The sequence below is a fragment of the Carnobacterium funditum DSM 5970 genome (assembly GCF_000744185.1).
GTDB lineage: Bacteria > Bacillota > Bacilli > Lactobacillales > Carnobacteriaceae > Carnobacterium_A > Carnobacterium_A funditum.
In genome coordinates this window covers 619,621-637,629 of record NZ_JQLL01000001.1, presented here as the reverse complement: position 1 = coordinate 637,629, position 18,009 = coordinate 619,621, and the positions used below count along the sequence as shown (strand labels likewise).

At 38.2% G+C, this 18,009-nt stretch carries 12 protein-coding genes and 2 rRNA genes; 13 read left to right on the top strand and 1 reads right to left on the bottom strand.

What is annotated here, in order from left to right; all coding sequences use genetic code 11:
- Positions 1 to 138: 138 nt before the first annotated feature.
- Positions 139 to 1,571 (bottom strand): IS3 family transposase gene (locus BR44_RS11220; RefSeq protein ID WP_425393555.1). Its coding sequence is split into 2 segments (ribosomal slippage): positions 139 to 1,097 and positions 1,097 to 1,571, totalling 1,434 coding nucleotides; the frame shifts between segments, so codons are not numbered across the junction.
- Between the two features lie 196 nt (positions 1,572 to 1,767).
- On the opposite strand from BR44_RS11220, the gene rnc reads away from it, so the two are divergent.
- The 13 genes from rnc to BR44_RS02790 all read left to right on the top strand — a co-directional run bounded on the left by rnc (position 1,768) and on the right by BR44_RS02790 (position 17,981).
- Positions 1,768 to 2,463: a ribonuclease III gene (gene rnc, locus BR44_RS02850; protein ID WP_034550463.1), complete on the top strand. Its 696-nt coding sequence runs from the start codon at positions 1,768 to 1,770 to the stop codon at positions 2,461 to 2,463.
- 76 nt (positions 2,464 to 2,539) lie between these two features.
- Complete coding sequence (gene smc, locus BR44_RS02845; RefSeq protein WP_034550461.1) at positions 2,540 to 6,115, top strand: chromosome segregation protein SMC; 3,576 nt, start codon at positions 2,540 to 2,542, stop codon at positions 6,113 to 6,115.
- A gap of 19 nt (positions 6,116 to 6,134) precedes the next feature.
- Positions 6,135 to 6,944, top strand: coding sequence for a sugar-phosphatase (gene yidA / locus BR44_RS02840; protein ID WP_034550458.1), 810 nt, complete (start codon positions 6,135 to 6,137; stop codon positions 6,942 to 6,944).
- 55 nt (positions 6,945 to 6,999) lie between these two features.
- Positions 7,000 to 7,998: a signal recognition particle-docking protein FtsY gene (gene ftsY / locus BR44_RS02835; RefSeq protein WP_034550456.1), complete on the top strand. Its 999-nt coding sequence runs from the start codon at positions 7,000 to 7,002 to the stop codon at positions 7,996 to 7,998.
- A gap of 226 nt (positions 7,999 to 8,224) precedes the next feature.
- Complete coding sequence (locus BR44_RS02830) at positions 8,225 to 8,566, top strand: putative DNA-binding protein (protein WP_034550453.1); 342 nt, start codon at positions 8,225 to 8,227, stop codon at positions 8,564 to 8,566.
- A gap of 16 nt (positions 8,567 to 8,582) precedes the next feature.
- Positions 8,583 to 10,007, top strand: coding sequence for a signal recognition particle protein (gene ffh / locus BR44_RS02825; RefSeq protein ID WP_034550451.1), 1,425 nt, complete (start codon positions 8,583 to 8,585; stop codon positions 10,005 to 10,007).
- Between the two features lie 106 nt (positions 10,008 to 10,113).
- Complete coding sequence (gene rpsP / locus BR44_RS02820; RefSeq protein WP_034550449.1) at positions 10,114 to 10,386, top strand: 30S ribosomal protein S16; 273 nt, start codon at positions 10,114 to 10,116, stop codon at positions 10,384 to 10,386.
- A 14-nt stretch (positions 10,387 to 10,400) separates the two neighbouring features.
- Positions 10,401 to 10,652 carry a KH domain-containing protein gene (locus BR44_RS02815; protein WP_034550446.1) on the top strand — a complete coding sequence of 84 codons (252 nt, stop codon included), beginning with the start codon at positions 10,401 to 10,403 and terminating at the stop codon, positions 10,650 to 10,652.
- 117 nt (positions 10,653 to 10,769) lie between these two features.
- Positions 10,770 to 11,285, top strand: coding sequence for a ribosome maturation factor RimM (rimM, locus tag BR44_RS02810; RefSeq protein ID WP_034550445.1), 516 nt, complete (start codon positions 10,770 to 10,772; stop codon positions 11,283 to 11,285).
- The gene (gene trmD, locus BR44_RS02805) at positions 11,285 to 12,019 is read left to right on the top strand and encodes a tRNA (guanosine(37)-N1)-methyltransferase TrmD (RefSeq protein ID WP_034550444.1); all 735 of its coding nucleotides are present in this window, start codon (positions 11,285 to 11,287) and stop codon (positions 12,017 to 12,019) included. The genes rimM and trmD overlap by 1 nt, the downstream gene beginning before the upstream one ends.
- 146 nt (positions 12,020 to 12,165) lie before the next feature.
- Entirely contained in the window at positions 12,166 to 12,510 is a 345-nt protein-coding gene (gene rplS / locus BR44_RS02800; RefSeq protein WP_034550443.1) for a 50S ribosomal protein L19, read from the top strand.
- Between the two features lie 784 nt (positions 12,511 to 13,294).
- Positions 13,295 to 14,856 (top strand): 16S ribosomal RNA (locus BR44_RS02795).
- A gap of 204 nt (positions 14,857 to 15,060) precedes the next feature.
- Positions 15,061 to 17,981, top strand: a 23S ribosomal RNA gene (locus BR44_RS02790).
- The 16S and 23S rRNA genes sit together here, the layout of an rRNA operon.
- Positions 17,982 to 18,009: the final 28 nt, after the last annotated feature.

The following is an 18,009-nucleotide window of genomic DNA, read 5'->3' as shown; positions in this document are numbered from 1 at the left end:
GTTAGACTTTTAACGGAGTAGTTAATTCTACTCCTTTTTTTGTGCTCTTTTACCTTTACACTATAATTATTTCTAAAAATGGTTTAAACAAAGACTGCTTTTTTATTGTTTAGAGATTAGCTGTGACCTTAGAGACACTCAAGCAGAGTAATCATTAAGGAGTACAGTTTGTTGTTCTCTAAATTGAATAGGGCTCATCCAGTTTAATTTACTCTTCATCCGTTCGTTATTGTAATACTCGATATAACTTTCTATTGCTTGTTTTAATTCATTAAAGCTGCGGTAAACTTCGCCATAATAAATTTCTTGTTTGAGTATTCCAAAAAAATTCTCGATTGGTGAATTATCTAGACAGTTTCCCTTACGGGACATACTTTGAAAAATTTTGTGTTCTTTTAATTTATAGGAGTAGCTTTTCATTTGATAGGCCCAACCTTGATCAGAATGAAAGGTACGTCTATAATGGCAGTTACTTGTAGCTTCGATAGCCTCTTCAAGAGCCCCCATTATTGCTAATGCAGTAGGTCTTTTTGAAATACGATAAGAGATGATCTCACTATTATACATATCTAAGAAAGGGTCTAAATAGAGCTTTCCCTGACGGATAACACCGTTTTTATCCGTCTCAAAGTATTTGAATTCAGTCGTATCCGTTGTGATTTTTTGATGAACTACATTAGTATAGAACCGGCGGTGGATATTATTTTTCGCTATGCGACCAACAGTCCCCTTATACGAACTATACTTACGTGATTTACGAGTATAAGAGTGTACTTGGATTTTTAGCTTTTTAATTAATCGTTGAACTTTCTTTTTATTTACTTTGCGTCCTCGCTTTTCCATCTCTTTTTGTGCACGACGATACCCATAATCCTTATGATCTTTACGAATTTGAAGTAATAATTTTTCATCTTCTTCATCCTTATTAGGCCGATTGAATCTCTTTTGCCAATACATGTAAGTTGATTTTGGAAATTTAAGAACCTCAAGAATTTCTTTTAATTGGAAGTCTCTTCGGAGGTTGTGGATGATTCTTGAGATAACTTCATTTCTAGTCGAGTTTCCTCGCGACGCAACCTCCTCAATTCTTTTAAACAAGCAATCTCAATTTGTAAAGCGCGGTTTTGTCTTTCAAGTTCTTGGATTCGGGTTGTTTCTACTTTATTAGGCAGCTTTTCAGAGATAATGACTTTATCTTTTTTATCAGACACCTTCGGTGGCCTCCCTTGTTGTTTAGAGAGCCTTTGAATACCATAATGACGATATTCCTTTACCCAACGTGTAAGAATAGAAGGATTAGTGATTTCAAGGAAATTCGCTAATTCAAAGTAGGACATCTCTGTAGTTAAATATAATTCTACCGCATTTGTTTTGAATTGAATAGAATAAGAATTATTTTTCCTTTTTCTCATAAGTCCTTCTTCGCCAAACTGTTTATAACTATTAACCCACATACGAACCTGGTATGCGTGTAAAACCCCAAACCTAGTCGCTAGTGTTCCATATCCCCCTTCACCACGTAAATAGGCTTGAATGATTTCTAGTTTAAGTTCAAATGTATATTTTGCCATATGAAAAACCCCCAAAAGTTAGATTTTTTAGGTCTAACTTCTAGGGGTCGGTACATTTTGCTGGGATTTTTTTTTTTACTAGAAAAAAAATTATTAGGTTTCGCTTTAACAAGTAAAAAATGAAACTATTTATTTTTTTAAGAAAACACAGTATACTAGTAATAGTTGAACAAATCTGATTGAGAGGAGAAAAAATATGAATGAGTCATTTTTAAAAGAACTAAAAGATAAGTTTAATATCACATTTAATAATACCGCTTATCTAGAAGAAGCGTTCACGCATTCATCATATGTGAATGAGCACAGGAACCTTAAATTAAAAGATAATGAGCGAATCGAATTTTTAGGGGATGCTGTATTGGAATTGATTATTTCCAGATACCTGTTCGAGCATTACCCAACGCTTCCGGAAGGGCATTTAACAAAGTTAAGAGCAAGAATTGTCTGTGAGGCAAGCTTAGGCTTATTTGCTAAAGATTGTGGCTTCGATCGTTATATCCGTTTGGGCAAAGGCGAAGAGCGAATGGATGGTAGGAAAAGACCAGCTCTTCTTTGTGATTTGTTTGAATCTTTTATTGGTGCTTTATATTTGGATCAAGGGATTACTAAAGTACTGGAGTTTTTAAATCAGACCATTTTCCCTAAGATTCAATCCGGTGCTTTCTCACATGTGATGGATCACAAAACAAACTTACAAGAATATTTACAAAAAAAAGGTGAAATAACGATTGATTATCAGTTAGTTGAAGAAATTGGTCCGGCACATCAAAAAGCTTTTGTAGTTGAAGTTAGTGCAGAAGGACAGATGCTAGGGCAAGGACAAGGAAGAACAAAAAAAGCAGCTGAGCAAGTTGCTGCAGAAAATGCTTTGTTGAATTTACAAGGCAAATAACATTAATTAAGGATAAGCTAGAATGTGTAGCTTATCCTTAATTAATGTTATTGTTTAAGAAAGGGGCCATTTAGTTGTGCAGCTAAAAAGAATTGAAATCGCTGGTTTTAAATCATTCGCGGAGAAAACAACGATTGAATTCCACGAAGGAGTTACAGCAGTTGTTGGACCGAATGGCAGCGGGAAAAGTAATATTACTGAAGCCATCCGCTGGGTTTTAGGGGAGCAGTCTGCGAAAAGTTTACGTGGAGGCAAGATGAATGATATTATTTTTGCCGGAACTGATTCAAGAAAACAATTAAATTTTGCAGAAGTGACTTTAGTTTTAGAAAATGAAGATCATTTTCTACCCTTAGACTTTGCTGAAATAAATATTACAAGACGACTGCATCGAAATGGAGATAGTGAATTTTATCTAAACAAACAAGTTTGCAGACTCAAAGATATTGTGGAGTTATTTATGGACTCTGGATTAGGGAAAGAATCTTTTTCAATTATTTCGCAAGGGAAAGTAGAAACTATTTTTAATAGTAAACCAGAGGATCGTCGATCTATCTTTGAAGAAGCTGCAGGGGTCTTCAAATATAAAACACGCAAAAAAAAAGCTGAACAAAAATTAGTTGAGACAGAAGATAATTTGAGTCGCGTTCAAGATATTGTGTATGAGTTAGACACCCAAATTGAACCTCTTAAAATACAAAGTAGCATGGCAAAAGATTATTTGATGCAAAAACAACAATTAAGCGATGTAGAAATAGCTTTAACGGTTGTTGAAATAGAACAATTAAAAAATCAAACGGATATCCAAAATCAAGAACTTACTTCTTTCAACACACGATTAGACCAAATGCAAAAGTCAAGTGTTGGACTAGAGAAAAAACTGTTGACTTTAAAAACTGAAAAAAAAGAGCAAACGGAAGCGATTGACAATGAACAGCATTCCTTAATGGTAATTGTGCAAAACTATGAACAGCTAGAAGGAAAAAAGCAAGTATTGAATGAAAAATCCAAACATACAAAACAAAGTCGTCAACAATATGAACAGCACCATCAGCAAGCTGAGCAAAAAATGATTCAATCAACTGAAAAATTGCAACAATTAACTAAAAAAATTGCTCAGAAAAATGAACAGCAAAAATCAGTTAAAGATCAATTAAAGAAAGCTAAAAAAGAACAACAAATATTATCTTCTGATAGTAAAGAAACCATTGAGCAACTGCGTAACAAATACGTTGATTTAATGCAAGAACAAACAAGCCTAAGAAATGAACAAAACTATTCGAACAAAAGTCTCAACCAACTTCATCAAAAAAAATTAAAATCCAACGCTAGGATATCTGCCTTGGAATTAGAAAAAGAACAAGCAGAAATAGAATTAAAGAAAACAACTTCTGAGATGAAACTGACTCAACAAGAAATTGCAGAAAAACTTTTATATTATCAAGAACAACAAACGACGATTCAAAATAGACGTGTCTCTTTAGAAAATGAAAACAAAAAATTATATGATGCATTACGAGTTGTTCAACAAGCTAAAGCTAAAAAAGAAAGTTTACAAGAATTAAAAGATGATTATACTGGTTTTTATCAAGGGGTAAAAGAAATACTAAAGCACAAAAATCAAATTGGTGGAGTAATAGGGGCTGTTGCTGAGTTAATAGTTGTTCCTAAAGAAAGTGAAATAGCCATTGATATAGCCTTAGGGGCTGCTTCGCAAAATATTATTGTACAGGATGAGACAAGCGCACGTAATTCCATTCATTTTTTAAAACAAAAACGTTCTGGACGTGCGACTTTTTTACCTTTAACAACCATTAAAGCTCGTCGTTTACCACTTACAATTGAAACTAAAGTGAAAAAAAGTATAGGTTTTATTGGAATAGCATATGAAATCATTGATTACCCTGAAGAAATTGCTTCAATTATCCAAAACTTATTAGGTACTACGATTGTAGCTCGAGATTTAGAGTCCGCTAATAAAATTGCAAAAATGCTTCAATTTGGCTATCGTGTTGTGACGCTTGAAGGAGATGTTATGAATGCTGGTGGCTCTATGACTGGCGGAGCAAGTAAAAAAGGCACCCAAAGCAGTTTGTTCTCGCGTAAGAATGAATTAACAGCGCTAAGCAAACAAATTAATCAAATGGAAAAAATGTTGTTATCTAAAGAAGTAGAGGTTCAAAATTTAAAACAGGCATTAACAAAAGAAGAAGAAACGTTAGAACAAGTTAGAGAATTAGGTGAGCAACAACGACTAAAAGAACAAGAATTAAAAAATAGGTGCGAAATTACTGATGAAAAGTTCAACCGCTTAGGAAGAGAATTGAAAGGCACCAAATTTGAAGAACAAGAAGACAAAAAAGAAGAAGCTAGTTATGAACAACGACTTAATTCTATAAAAGAAGAATGGGCTACGCTTCAAGAAAAAATGGATCAAATCAAACACCAACTTGAACTGGTTTCTTCTCAAAACGAAGAAAGAGAAAAATTGCAAGCAACAATTCTTCAAACCGTGCAAGAATTAATGACTTTATCGGCAACAGTTAAAGAACAGATGACAGGATTAAAAAATGAACAGAATAGGATTGAAAATCAATTAGAAACTGAGCAACAAGAGTTAGATGAACTCAAAACATTTATCCATCAAATTTCTCAATCAAATGGAGATCAAAAGCTCTCTCAAAATGATTTAATAGTCAAATCTATTAAATTAAAAGGAGAGAAAGAGCAATTAGAGCAATCTTTGATTCTACATAAAAAAAATTCCTTGCTGCTTCAGGAACGATTAGACCAAGTAGAACAAGACCTAACCTTAAAAAATAATCAACAACGTTATGTAATGGAACAAAAAACAAAAGTAGAGGTTTCGTTAAACAGAAATGATGTTGCAATGGATACTCGATTAAGTTACTTGAATGAAGAATACAACTTAAATTTTGAAGTTGCCAAACAACAACATACTTTAAAAGTTACCGTTGAAGAAGCGACACAAAAAGTAAAATTGCTTAAGAGAAGTATTCAAGAGCTAGGTCATGTTAATTTAGGTGCAATTGAAGAATTTGATCGCATTCATAAGCGGTATACATTTTTAGTAGAACAACGCAATGATTTGTTAGAAGCAAAAGAAAGTTTATACGAAACAATGAATGAAATGGATGAAGAAGTTATTCTTCGATTTACAGAGACGTTTAACGCGATTCGTGTTCATTTCAGTACAGTATTCCCTCAAATGTTTGGTGGTGGGATGGCTGAATTACGTTTGACTGATCCAGATAATATACTAACAACTGGAATTGAAATTATTGCACAGCCACCAGGTAAAAAATTACAACAGTTAAGTTTATTGTCTGGTGGAGAACGAGCTTTTACTGCTATTGCGTTGTTATTTGCTATCATTCAAGTTAGACCAGTCCCTTTTTGTATTTTGGATGAAGTTGAAGCTGCATTAGATGAAGCTAATGTAGTGCGTTTTGGTCGCTACTTAAAGAAATTTGATGGAGATACACAATTCATTGTAATTACTCATCGTAAAGGTACAATGGAAGAAGCGGATGTTTTGTATGGCGTTACGATGCAAGAATCAGGCGTATCTAAGATTGTTTCTGTTCGACTAGAAGAAGCTGAACGAGATAGTGTAAATACGATAGATTAAATTTAAAGGAGTCGACTAAATGATTAAATTAATTGCGATTGACCTAGATGGTACCTTGTTAACGAAAGATCGAATAATTTCCGATGAAAATAAACAGGCTATTAAAAAAGCAAAAGAACAAGGAATAAAAGTTGTTTTGTGCACAGGTAGACCACTTTTAGGAATGATTCATTACTTAGAAGAGTTAGGCTTGAGAGAATCAGGAGACTATGGAATTACTTATAATGGTGGATTAGTTCAAAAAACGGATACTGGTGAAATTTTATCGCAAAAGACATTGTCAAGAGAAGATACACAAGAATTGTATAACTTGAGTCAAGATATCAATATTCCTTGTAATTTCATTGATTTAGAAAAAGTATACGAACCTCCTTATCCTGTGGGACGAGATTCTTTGTATCCAACCGTGATGAATGCTTTACCATTTGTACCGGTTTTTCTTGAGGACCTTTCTGAAGATTTAGCTGTGAATAAAATAGTTTTTTGTTATGAAGAAGAATCTTTAGATGAGGCCATTACTAAAATACCCTCAGAATTTTTTGAAAGATTTAATATAATGAAGTCTAGACCCGTTTTACTGGAATTGTTGAATAAAGAAGTAGATAAGGGTAAAGGAATCGCTATTCTTTGTGAGCGGTTAGGAATAGAGACTCATGAAGTAATGGCTATAGGTGATGAGGCCAATGATTTTGCAATGATTGAATTTGCTGGAATGGGAGTAGCTATGGAAAATGCCACTTCTGAAATAAAAGGAATAGCTCAGTTTATAACTAAAAATAATAATGATCATGGTGTGGCCCATGCTATTAAAAAATTTGCTCTCCAATAAACTAAAATGACTAAAAAAAGTTCAATATGAATAAAAAAAGAAAAGAGGTAAGACAATGGGGTTTTTTGATAAGATAAAACGAGCATTTACAGGAGAAGAAAAAATTGAAACAACCGAAGTGTCAGAAAAATATGAAAAAGGATTAGAAAAAACACGCAAATCTTTTTCAAGTCGGATGAATGAACTTTTTGCAAACTTCAGAACAGTCGATGAAGATTTCTTTGAAGAATTAGAAGAAATTCTTATCGGAGCAGATGTCGGTTATGAAGCATCGATGGAAATTAGTGATGCTTTACGACAAGAAGTTAAGTTGAAAAATGCTAAGAGTGAAGGTGAAGTACAACAAGTTATTATTGAAAAAATGGTCGAAATTTATGAAAAAGATAATACTGAAAAACCAGAAATTAATTTTAACAAAAACGGTTTATCTGTTATCTTGGTAGTAGGAGTAAATGGTGTAGGTAAAACGACCACTATTGGAAAGATGGCAAAACGTTATCAATCAGAAGGTAAAAAAGTTGTTCTGGCTGCAGGAGATACTTTTAGAGCAGGAGCGATAGAGCAACTAGTTGTATGGGGAGAGCGAGTTGGAGCTCAAGTCGTAACAGGAAAAGCCGGTAGTGATCCGGCGGCAGTTGTGTTTGATGCTGTACGTCAAGCTAAGCAACAAGAAGCAGATATTTTGATTGTTGATACAGCTGGACGTTTGCAAAATAAAGTTAATCTAATGAATGAATTAGAAAAAATGAAACGTGTCATCGAAAAAGAAGTTAGTAACGGACCACATGAAGTTTTACTAGTTTTAGATGCAACTACTGGTCAAAATGCTATGGTGCAAGCTAAACAATTTAAGCAAACAACGAACGTGACTGGAATTGTCTTAACAAAATTAGATGGAACGGCTAAAGGTGGAATTGTCTTAGCTATCCGTAAAGAATTGGATATTCCGGTTAAGTTAGTTGGTTTAGGTGAAGCAGTAGATGACTTACAAGAGTTTGATCCAGGCGAGTATATCTACGGATTATTCAGTGCATTGATTAAGGATTCGATGTAACCTTAATTTTTTGTATTAAAACTAATGAAAAAAGAGCCTTAAAGGTTCTTTTTTTCTTTAATTAAAACTATAAAATTCACTTGTTTAACATATCGTTCATTCTTGGTAGAAATAGGAAGGAAACATCTTAAAACTATTGACTATTTAACGGATAATGAGTACGCTTAAGAGGTGCTAAAATGAGACTCACTGTAAAAACAGGTCGGATAAAGAAGGAAGAGTTAAAATGGAAATAGAACGAACGAACCGCATGAATGCGTTTTTCGATTTTTATGGATCTTTACTCACTGAAAAGCAACAAAAATATATGTTGCTTTATTTTGCAGATGATTATTCTTTGGGTGAAATTGCAGAAGATTTTGATGTGAGCCGACAAGCTATATATGATAACATTAGGAGAACAGAACAAATTTTAACAGATTATGAAAAAAAACTTCATTTGGTAGAAAACTTTAATCAGACAGAAAAAACGCTTGATGAGTTTTCAAGCTATATAACCACTCATTACCCAAATGATAGTAGATTACAAAGTTATATTCAAAAGTTGAAAAAAGAATCAGCAGAATAAAGGAATGGTGAATTAAATGGCATTTGAAGGATTATCAGAAAGATTGCAAAATGCGATGGCAAAAATGCGTCGCAAAGGTAAGGTATCAGAAGCAGATGTAAAAGAAATGATGCGCGAAGTAAGACTAGCTTTGCTAGAAGCAGATGTTAACTTCAAAGTAGTAAAGGATTTTGTGAAAATTGTTAGTGAACGTGCTGTTGGATCAGAAGTATTAGAAAGTCTTTCACCAAGTCAACAAATTTTAAAAATTGTTAGTGAAGAGTTGACAACCTTAATGGGTGGCGAGCAAAGCACAATTCAAATGGCAGCAAAAGCTCCAACTGTAGTTATGATGGTTGGGCTACAAGGAGCAGGTAAAACGACAACTGCGGGTAAATTAGTAAATCATTTAAGAAAAACACAAAATAAACGTCCAATGATGATAGCAGCCGATATTTATCGTCCTGCTGCTATTCAACAATTAGAAACATTGGGAGAACAATTGGATATTCCAGTATTCTCGATGGGAGATCAAGTCAGTCCTGTAGAAATTGCTAAACAAGGGATTCAAAAAGCGAAAGATGACCATCGAGATTTTGTTATTATTGATACGGCTGGACGCTTGCAAATAGATGAAAAGCTTATGACAGAGCTCTCTGATATAAAAGCTGCTGTCAATCCTACAGAAATTTTCTTAGTAGTAGACGCAATGACAGGCCAAGAAGCGGCGAACGTTGCAGCTTCATTTAATGAACAGCTAAATATTACGGGTGTAATCTTGACGAAATTAGATGGCGATACTCGTGGCGGGGCAGCTCTTTCTATTCGCTCAGTAACCGGGAAACCAATTAAATTTGTTGGCCAAGGTGAGAAATTAGAAGCATTAGAACCGTTTTATCCAGACAGGATGGCAAATAGAATTCTAGGTATGGGCGATATGCTTACTCTAATCGAGAAAGCTCAACAGGATTTTGATGAGAAGAAAAATGAAGAAATGACAAAAAAATTAAAAGATAATAGTTTTGATTTTAATGACTTCATTGATCAAATGGACCAAGTTAGTAATATGGGGCCAATAGAAGATATCATTAAAATGATTCCAGGCATGAGCAATGCGCCGGGACTTGAGAACCTTCAAATAGATCCAAAAGATACAGCGCGTATGAAAGCTATCGTTTTATCTATGACACCTAAAGAGCGTAAGAATCCTGATCTGTTATCTCAAAGCAGAAGACGGAGAATTGCGAGAGGCTCAGCACGACCAATTGCAGAAGTTAACCGCATGATTAAACAATTTAATGAATCGAAAAAAATGATGAGCAAAATGACTAAAGGAAACTTTGATGGAATGGATGGTATGTTTGGTCAAGGTGTTAAAGGAAAAATGGGTAAGATGGCGATGAAATCTATGACTCGTAAAAATAAAAAGAAGGTCAAAAAGAAAAATAAAAAGAAGCGTTAAAGGTTGAAAAAAAATAAAAAAAGACTGTAAAGAAAAAACACTTTACAAGGATGAAATTTCCTGTTAATATACTTATTGAGAGAGAGTTAATGGAGGTGTAATAAATATGGCAGTAAAAATCCGCTTGAAACGCATGGGTTCTAAAAGAAATCCGTTTTATCGTATAGTAGTTGCAGATTCTCGCGCTCCACGTGATGGACGTTTTATCGAACCAGTAGGCACATACAACCCAGTTGTTAGCCCAGCTGAAGTGAAATTGAATGAAGAATTAGTATTGAAATGGTTAGCTGAAGGTGCGCAACCATCTGATACAGTTCGTAATATCCTTTCAAAAGAAGGCGTTATGAAAAAATTCCATGATTCAAAAAATAGCAAATAAAAAGGATGAGAACGATGGCTGACATGAATGATTTAATTCTTACCATTGTTCGTCCACTTGTTAATTATCCGGAAAGATTAATAATTGATATTGTTGAAAAAGATGAATTTTCAGAATATCAATTATCCGTCCATCCTGATGATATCGGACGACTAATAGGGAAAAAAGGTCGCGTAGCAAAAGCTATTCGAGCAATTATCTACAGTGTTAAAGTCGAAGGGCCAAAACGCACAAGACTAATTATTCAAAATAGCCAGAATTCTTGAAGTAAAAAACCATTTCTAAGGAATGGTTTTTTTCTTTTTTAGTCACTCTTATTAATAAGTGTGACCGAAACATATGGTACAATAAAAAATAGACATAATAAAAAAACGAGGGATACTATGACTGAATTATATAATGTAGGTAAAATTGTGAATACTCAAGGAATTAAAGGAGAAGTCCGTGTTATTTCGAGAACAGATTTTCCAGAAAAGCGTTACAAGAAGGGCTCGAAATTATTGCTTGATCAACCTGGTAATAAAATGATTGAATTGATAGTCGCAAGTCATCGGAAACACAAAATGTTTGATATACTTTCTTTTCAAGATCACTCTAATATCAACGATGTTGAAAAATACCGTGATGGAATTTTAAAAGTAACCTCTGATCAATTGGGAGACTTACCAGAAAATGAATATTACTTGCATCAAATTATTGGATTATCTGTTCAAGATGAAGAAGGGCAGGAACTTGGGGAAGTTACAGAAGTATTATCTCCTGGAGCAAACGATGTTTGGGTAATAAAACGTCCTAAGGGCAAAGATCTATTGATTCCTTATATTGAAGATATCGTATTAAATGTTGACTTAGAAAATAAACACGTTACCATTCATGTGATGGAAGGGTTATTAGATTAATGAAAATTGATATTTTAACTTTATTTCCCAGAATGTTTGAAGGTCCGTTAACAGAATCAATTATTGGAAAAGCAGTTGATAAAAAATTAGTAGACATCTCAGTAAGAAATTTTCGTGATTATTCCGAAAATAAACACCGTAATGTGGACGATTATCCCTATGGTGGAGGAGCAGGTATGTTGTTGACCGCTCAACCTATATTTAGTGCTTTAGATGCTATTAAGTCTGAAAATCCTGAGACAAAGAAAAGGGTTATTTTATTAGATCCAGCAGGGGTTCCATTCACACAAAGTCTTGCTGAAGAATTAACTGAAGAAAGTCATTTAGTTTTCATCTGTGGTCATTATGAAGGCTATGATGAAAGGATACGGACACTAGTGACGGATGAAATTTCTCTTGGAGATTTCATTTTAACTGGTGGAGAATTGGGAGCGATGGTTATTATTGATGCTGCTGTTCGTTTATTGCCGGAAGTTTTAGGCAATGAAGAATCTGCTAAAGCAGATTCACATTCAACAGGCCTTTTGGAACATCCTCAATACACAAGACCTGCAGACTTTCGAGGAATGAAAGTACCTGATGTTTTAATTAGTGGAAACCATAAAAAAATTGCAGAATGGCAAGAAAAAGAATCTTTGCGCCGAACATATTTGAGAAGACCAGATATGTTGACAGAAACAGTATTTACAAAAGACCAAAAAAAATGGTTAGATGAAATAATAAATGAAAAATAATCTATAGAACAATAAGGAAATTTACTTTACACTCTTTTTAGAATATGGTAGACTATCTTGGTGAGTGGGTAAAACCTGCTGAAATAACGATATTCCGCTGTGTCCAAATGGTGATGTATGAATGTTTGTTGGAAGGAGAAAAAAACATGAACTTAATTGAATCAATCACAAACGAACAATTACGCGAAGATATTCCGGCTTTCCGTCCAGGAGATACCGTCCGTGTTCACGCTAAAATTGTTGAGGGTACTAGAGAACGTATCCAATTGTTTGAAGGCGTAGTAATAAAACGTCGTGGAGCTGGAGTTAGCGAAACATATACTGTTCGTAAAATTTCTAATGGTGTTGGTGTGGAACGTACATTCCCATTGCATACTCCACGTGTTGCAATAATCGAAGTTATCCGCTTTGGTAAAGTTCGTCGTGCTAAATTATACTACTTGCGTGCATTACATGGTAAAGCAGCTCGTATTAAAGAAGTACGTCGTTAAAAAAGATAAAAAGTGTGAGATTCTCATTTCGCGATGAGAATCTCACACTTGTTTTGTATTTAATCAATTTTTTAAATAGGGATATGAACTAATGTCAGGCATGAATAATGCATACTTATTTTTATTCTATTTTAAAAGAGAGTACTACAAGCAACGACAAACAGAACGTGATCTATTGAATCAAGAATAAACGTTCTTTTGTCTAAGTAATTCTTTAACATGAGAAATATAAAAAATATTGTGTAACCTAGACAGTACACAGATGAAGCAAAATAAATTAGTTTGAACAAAGAATATTATTTTTTAAAATTAGCGATATAGTTTTAAAATTTGAAAATAAAAAAGAGAAATTAAGTTAATAAGTGATTGACAAGATATGATTTACCCTGTAAAGTACTATGAGTTGCCAATAAGAAAATATAGGTATCTGATAAAATAAATAAGTCGATATTGTTGTTGACTTGATTGTAGATATCATGATAAAATGTGGAGGCAATAAATCAGTTATTTATTTAGTAAGATGAATAAAAATCCAAAAAATAAATTCAATTTTGTTGTTGACAAATTAAATAACTTCTGGTAATATTTAGAAGTTGTCAAAACGACAACGGCAAACAAATTAGACCTTTGAAAACTGAACAAAGTAAAACAATAAACTGTGTACGGCGGTTCGACCAAGGGTCGAACCAAAAGAAACAAAGTGAATAATTATTCGCTAGCAAGTCATTTTAATGAGCTTCAAGCATCGTTAAAAAGCGAAGCAATCCTAACGGGTTGGTTCAACTTTTATGAGAGTTTGATCCTGGCTCAGGACGAACGCTGGCGGCATGCCTAATACATGCAAGTCGAACGCTTCTTTCCTATTGAGTGCTTGCACTCGACTGGAAAGAGGAGTGGCGGACGGGTGAGTAACACGTGGGTAACCTGCCCATAAGTGGGGGATAACATTCGGAAACGGATGCTAATACCGCATAATTCTGATTGCCGCATGGCGAACGGATGAAAGGTGGCTTCGGCTGCCGCTTATGGATGGACCCGCGGCGTATTAGCTAGTTGGTGAGGTAATGGCTCACCAAGGCAATGATACGTAGCCGACCTGAGAGGGTGATCGGCCACACTGGGACTGAGACACGGCCCAGACTCCTACGGGAGGCAGCAGTAGGGAATCTTCCGCAATGGACGAAAGTCTGACGGAGCAATGCCGCGTGAGTGAAGAAGGTTTTCGGATCGTAAAACTCTGTTGTTAGAGAAGAACAAGGATGAGAGTAACTGCTCATCCCCTGACGGTATCTAACCAGAAAGCCATGGCTAACTACGTGCCAGCAGCCGCGGTAATACGTAGATGGCAAGCGTTGTCCGGATTTATTGGGCGTAAAGCGAGCGCAGGCGGTTCTTTAAGTCTGATGTGAAAGACCCCAGCTCAACTGGGGAAGGTCATTGGAAACTGGAGAACTTGAGTGCAGAAGAGGAGAGTGGAATTCCATGTGTAGCGGTGAAATGCGTAGATATATGGAGGAACACCAGTGGCGAAGGCGACTCTCTGGTCTGTAACTGACGCTGAGGCTCGAAAGCGTGGGGAGCAAACAGGATTAGATACCCTGGTAGTCCACGCCGTAAACGATGAGTGCTAAGTGTTGGGGGGTTTCCGCCCCTCAGTGCTGCAGCTAACGCATTAAGCACTCCGCCTGGGGAGTACGGCCGCAAGGCTGAAACTCAAAGGAATTGACGGGGACCCGCACAAGCGGTGGAGCATGTGGTTTAATTCGAAGCAACGCGAAGAACCTTACCAGGTCTTGACATCCTTTGACCACTCTAGAGATAGAGCTTTCCCTTCGGGGACAAAGTGACAGGTGGTGCATGGTTGTCGTCAGCTCGTGTCGTGAGATGTTGGGTTAAGTCCCGCAACGAGCGCAACCCCTATTATTAGTTGCCAGCATTCAGTTGGGCACTCTAGTGAGACTGCCGGTGATAAACCGGAGGAAGGTGGGGATGACGTCAAATCATCATGCCCCTTATGACCTGGGCTACACACGTGCTACAATGGATGGTACAACGAGTCGCAAGATCGCGAGGTCAAGCTAATCTCTTAAAGCCATTCTCAGTTCGGATTGCAGGCTGCAACTCGCCTGCATGAAGCCGGAATCGCTAGTAATCGCGGATCAGAACGCCGCGGTGAATACGTTCCCGGGTCTTGTACACACCGCCCGTCACACCACGAGAGTTTGTAACACCCGAAGTCGGTGAGGTAACCCTTTTGGGAGCCAGCCGCCTAAGGTGGGATAGATAATTGGGGTGAAGTCGTAACAAGGTAGCCGTATCGGAAGGTGCGGCTGGATCACCTCCTTTCTAAGGATATAACGGAACCGTCACAGTTGTTTTACTTTGCTCAGTTTTGAGAGGTCTAATCTTCTCAAACAGTAAGTTAGTTGTTCTTTGAAAACTGGATAGTGTTTAACATGTAAGAAAAGCAAGAAACCAAGAAAACATCGCGTTTTATTTTTTAATGTATTTCTTCACCATGAGGTGAATGAAGTAGTTAACATGACCATAGGTTAAGTTAATAAGGGCGCACGGTGGATGCCTTGGCACTAGGAGCCGAAGAAGGACGGGACTAACGCCGATATGCTTTGGGGAGCTGTAAGTAAGCTTTGATCCAGAGATTTCCGAATGGGGAAACCCAGCACTCTTTATCGGGTGTTACTATTGACTGAATACATAGGTCAATAGAGGTAGACGCAGAGAACTGAAACATCTAAGTACCTGCAGGAAGAGAAAGAAAAATCGATTCCCTGAGTAGCGGCGAGCGAAACGGGAATAGCCCAAACCAGAAAGCTTGCTTTCTGGGGTTGTAGGACTGAACACATAGAGTCATAAATGAACGAAGTAGGAGAAGCGACCTGGAAAGGTCCGCCAAAGAGGGTAAAAGCCCCGTAACTGAAACTTCGTTCACTCTGATCAGTATCCTGAGTACGGCGGAACACGAGAAATTCCGTCGGAATCCGGGAGGACCATCTCCCAAGGCTAAATACTCCCTAGTGACCGATAGTGAACCAGTACCGTGAGGGAAAGGTGAAAAGAACCCCGAAAGGGGAGTGAAACAGCACCTGAAACCGTGTGCTTACAAGTAGTTAGAGCCCGTTAATGGGTGATAGCGTGCCTTTTGTAGAATGAACCGGCGAGTTACGATCCCATGCGAGGTTAAGTTGATGAGACGGAGCCGTAGCGAAAGCGAGTCTGAATAGGGCGAATGAGTATGTGGTCGTAGACCCGAAACCAAGTGATCTACCCATGTCCAGGTTGAAGGTGCGGTAATACGCACTGGAGGACCGAACCCACGTATGTTGAAAAATGCGGGGATGAGGTGTGGGTAGCGGAGAAATTCCAATCGAACTTGGAGATAGCTGGTTCTCTCCGAAATAGCTTTAGGGCTAGCCTCGGAATTAGAATCATGGAGGTAGAGCAACTGTTTGGACTAGGGGCCCTTCTCGGGTTACCGAATTCAGATAAACTCCGAATGCCATTGATTTATATCCGGGAGTCAGACTACGAGTGATAAGATCCGTAGTCGAGAGGGAAACAGCCCAGACCACCAGCTAAGGTCCCAAAGTTTATGTTAAGTGGAAAAGGATGTGGGGTTGCTTAGACAACTAGGATGTTGGCTCAGAAGCAGCCATCATTTAAAGAGTGCGTAATAGCTCACTAGTCGAGTGACCCTGCGCCGAAAATTTACCGGGGCTAAACATAACACCGAAGCTGTGGATAGAACTTAGGTTCTATGGTAGGAGAGCGTTCTAAGGGCGTCGAAGCTAGACCGTGAGGACTGGTGGAGCGCTTAGAAGTGAGAATGCCGGTATGAGTAGCGAAAGACGGGTGAGAATCCCGTCCACCGAATGACTAAGGTTTCCTGGGGAAGGCTCGTCCTCCCAGGGTTAGTCGGGACCTAAGTCGAGGCCGATAGGCGTAGACGATGGACAACAGGTTGAGATTCCTGTACCAGTTTGTTTTGTTTGAACAATGGAGGGACACAGTAGGCTAAGGAATACGCACTGTTGGATATGTGCGTCCAAGCAACAAGTCTTGAGGTGAGTCAAATGCTTGCCTCTATTAAGGACAAGTTGTGATGGGGAGGGAAATTAAGTACCGAAGTTCCTGATGTCACACTGTCAAGAAAAGCTTCTAGTTAGAAACAATCTGCCCGTACCGCAAACCGACACAGGTAGTCGAGGAGAGAATCCTAAGGTGTGCGAGCGAACTCTCGTTAAGGAACTCGGCAAAATGACCCCGTAACTTCGGGAGAAGGGGTGCTGACCAATTGGTCAGCCGCAGTGAATAGGCCCAAGCAACTGTTTATCAAAAACACAGGTCTCTGCTAAATCGAAAGATGACGTATAGGGGCTGACGCCTGCCCGGTGCTGGAAGGTTAAGAGGATGGGTTAGCTTTCGAGCGAAGCTCAGAATTGAAGCCCCAGTAAACGGCGGCCGTAACTATAACGGTCCTAAGGTAGCGAAATTCCTTGTCGGGTAAGTTCCGACCCGCACGAAAGGCGTAATGATTTGGGCACTGTCTCAACGAGAGACTCGGTGAAATTATAGTACCTGTGAAGATGCAGGTTACCCGCGACAGGACGGAAAGACCCCATGGAGCTTTACTGCAGTTTGATATTGAGTGTTTGTACAGCTTGTACAGGATAGGTAGGAGCCTATGAAGCCAGGACGCTAGTCTTGGTGGAGGCAATGGTGGGATACTACCCTTGCTGTATGACCACTCTAACCCACAGCCATAATCTGGCTGGGAGACAGTGTCTGACGGGCAGTTTGACTGGGGCGGTCGCCTCCTAAAGTGTAACGGAGGCGCCCAAAGGTTCCCTCAGAATGGTTGGAAATCATTCGTAGAGTGTAAAGGCAGAAGGGAGCTTGACTGCGAGACCTACAAGTCGAGCAGGGACGAAAGTCGGGCTTAGTGATCCGGTGGTTCCGTATGGAAGGGCCATCGCTCAACGGATAAAAGCTACCCTGGGGATAACAGGCTTATCTCCCCCAAGAGTCCACATCGACGGGGAGGTTTGGCACCTCGATGTCGGCTCATCGCATCCTGGGGCTGTAGTCGGTCCCAAGGGTTGGGCTGTTCGCCCATTAAAGCGGTACGCGAGCTGGGTTCAGAACGTCGTGAGACAGTTCGGTCCCTATCCGTCGCGGGCGCAGGAAATTTGAGAGGAGCTGTCCTTAGTACGAGAGGACCGGGATGGACACACCGCTGGTGTACCAGTTGTTCTGCCAAGAGCATCGCTGGGTAGCTATGTGTGGACGGGATAAACGCTGAAAGCATCTAAGCGTGAAGCCCCCCTCAAGATGAGATTTCCCATCACGTAAGTGAGTAAGACCCCTGAGAGATGATCAGGTAGATAGGTTGGAAGTGGAAGTACAGCGATGTATGGAGCGGACCAATACTAATCGGTCGAGGACTTAACCAATTTTTAAACGATGAAGAAACGGTTTTAA

Bases quoted from the DNA above. Each gene is read 5' to 3' on its own strand.
- rnc (WP_034550463.1), top strand. From the start codon at position 1,768: ATGAATGAGTCATTTTTAAAAGAACTAAAAGATAAGTTTAATATCACA.
- yidA (WP_034550458.1), top strand. From the start codon at position 6,135: ATGATTAAATTAATTGCGATTGACCTAGATGGTACCTTGTTAACGAAA.
- ftsY (WP_034550456.1), top strand. From the start codon at position 7,000: ATGGGGTTTTTTGATAAGATAAAACGAGCATTTACAGGAGAAGAAAAA.
- BR44_RS02830 (WP_034550453.1), top strand. From the start codon at position 8,225: ATGGAAATAGAACGAACGAACCGCATGAATGCGTTTTTCGATTTTTAT.
- ffh (WP_034550451.1), top strand. From the start codon at position 8,583: ATGGCATTTGAAGGATTATCAGAAAGATTGCAAAATGCGATGGCAAAA.
- rpsP (WP_034550449.1), top strand. From the start codon at position 10,114: ATGGCAGTAAAAATCCGCTTGAAACGCATGGGTTCTAAAAGAAATCCG.
- BR44_RS02815 (WP_034550446.1), top strand. From the start codon at position 10,401: ATGGCTGACATGAATGATTTAATTCTTACCATTGTTCGTCCACTTGTT.
- rimM (WP_034550445.1), top strand. From the start codon at position 10,770: ATGACTGAATTATATAATGTAGGTAAAATTGTGAATACTCAAGGAATT.
- trmD (WP_034550444.1), top strand. From the start codon at position 11,285: ATGAAAATTGATATTTTAACTTTATTTCCCAGAATGTTTGAAGGTCCG.
- rplS (WP_034550443.1), top strand. From the start codon at position 12,166: ATGAACTTAATTGAATCAATCACAAACGAACAATTACGCGAAGATATT.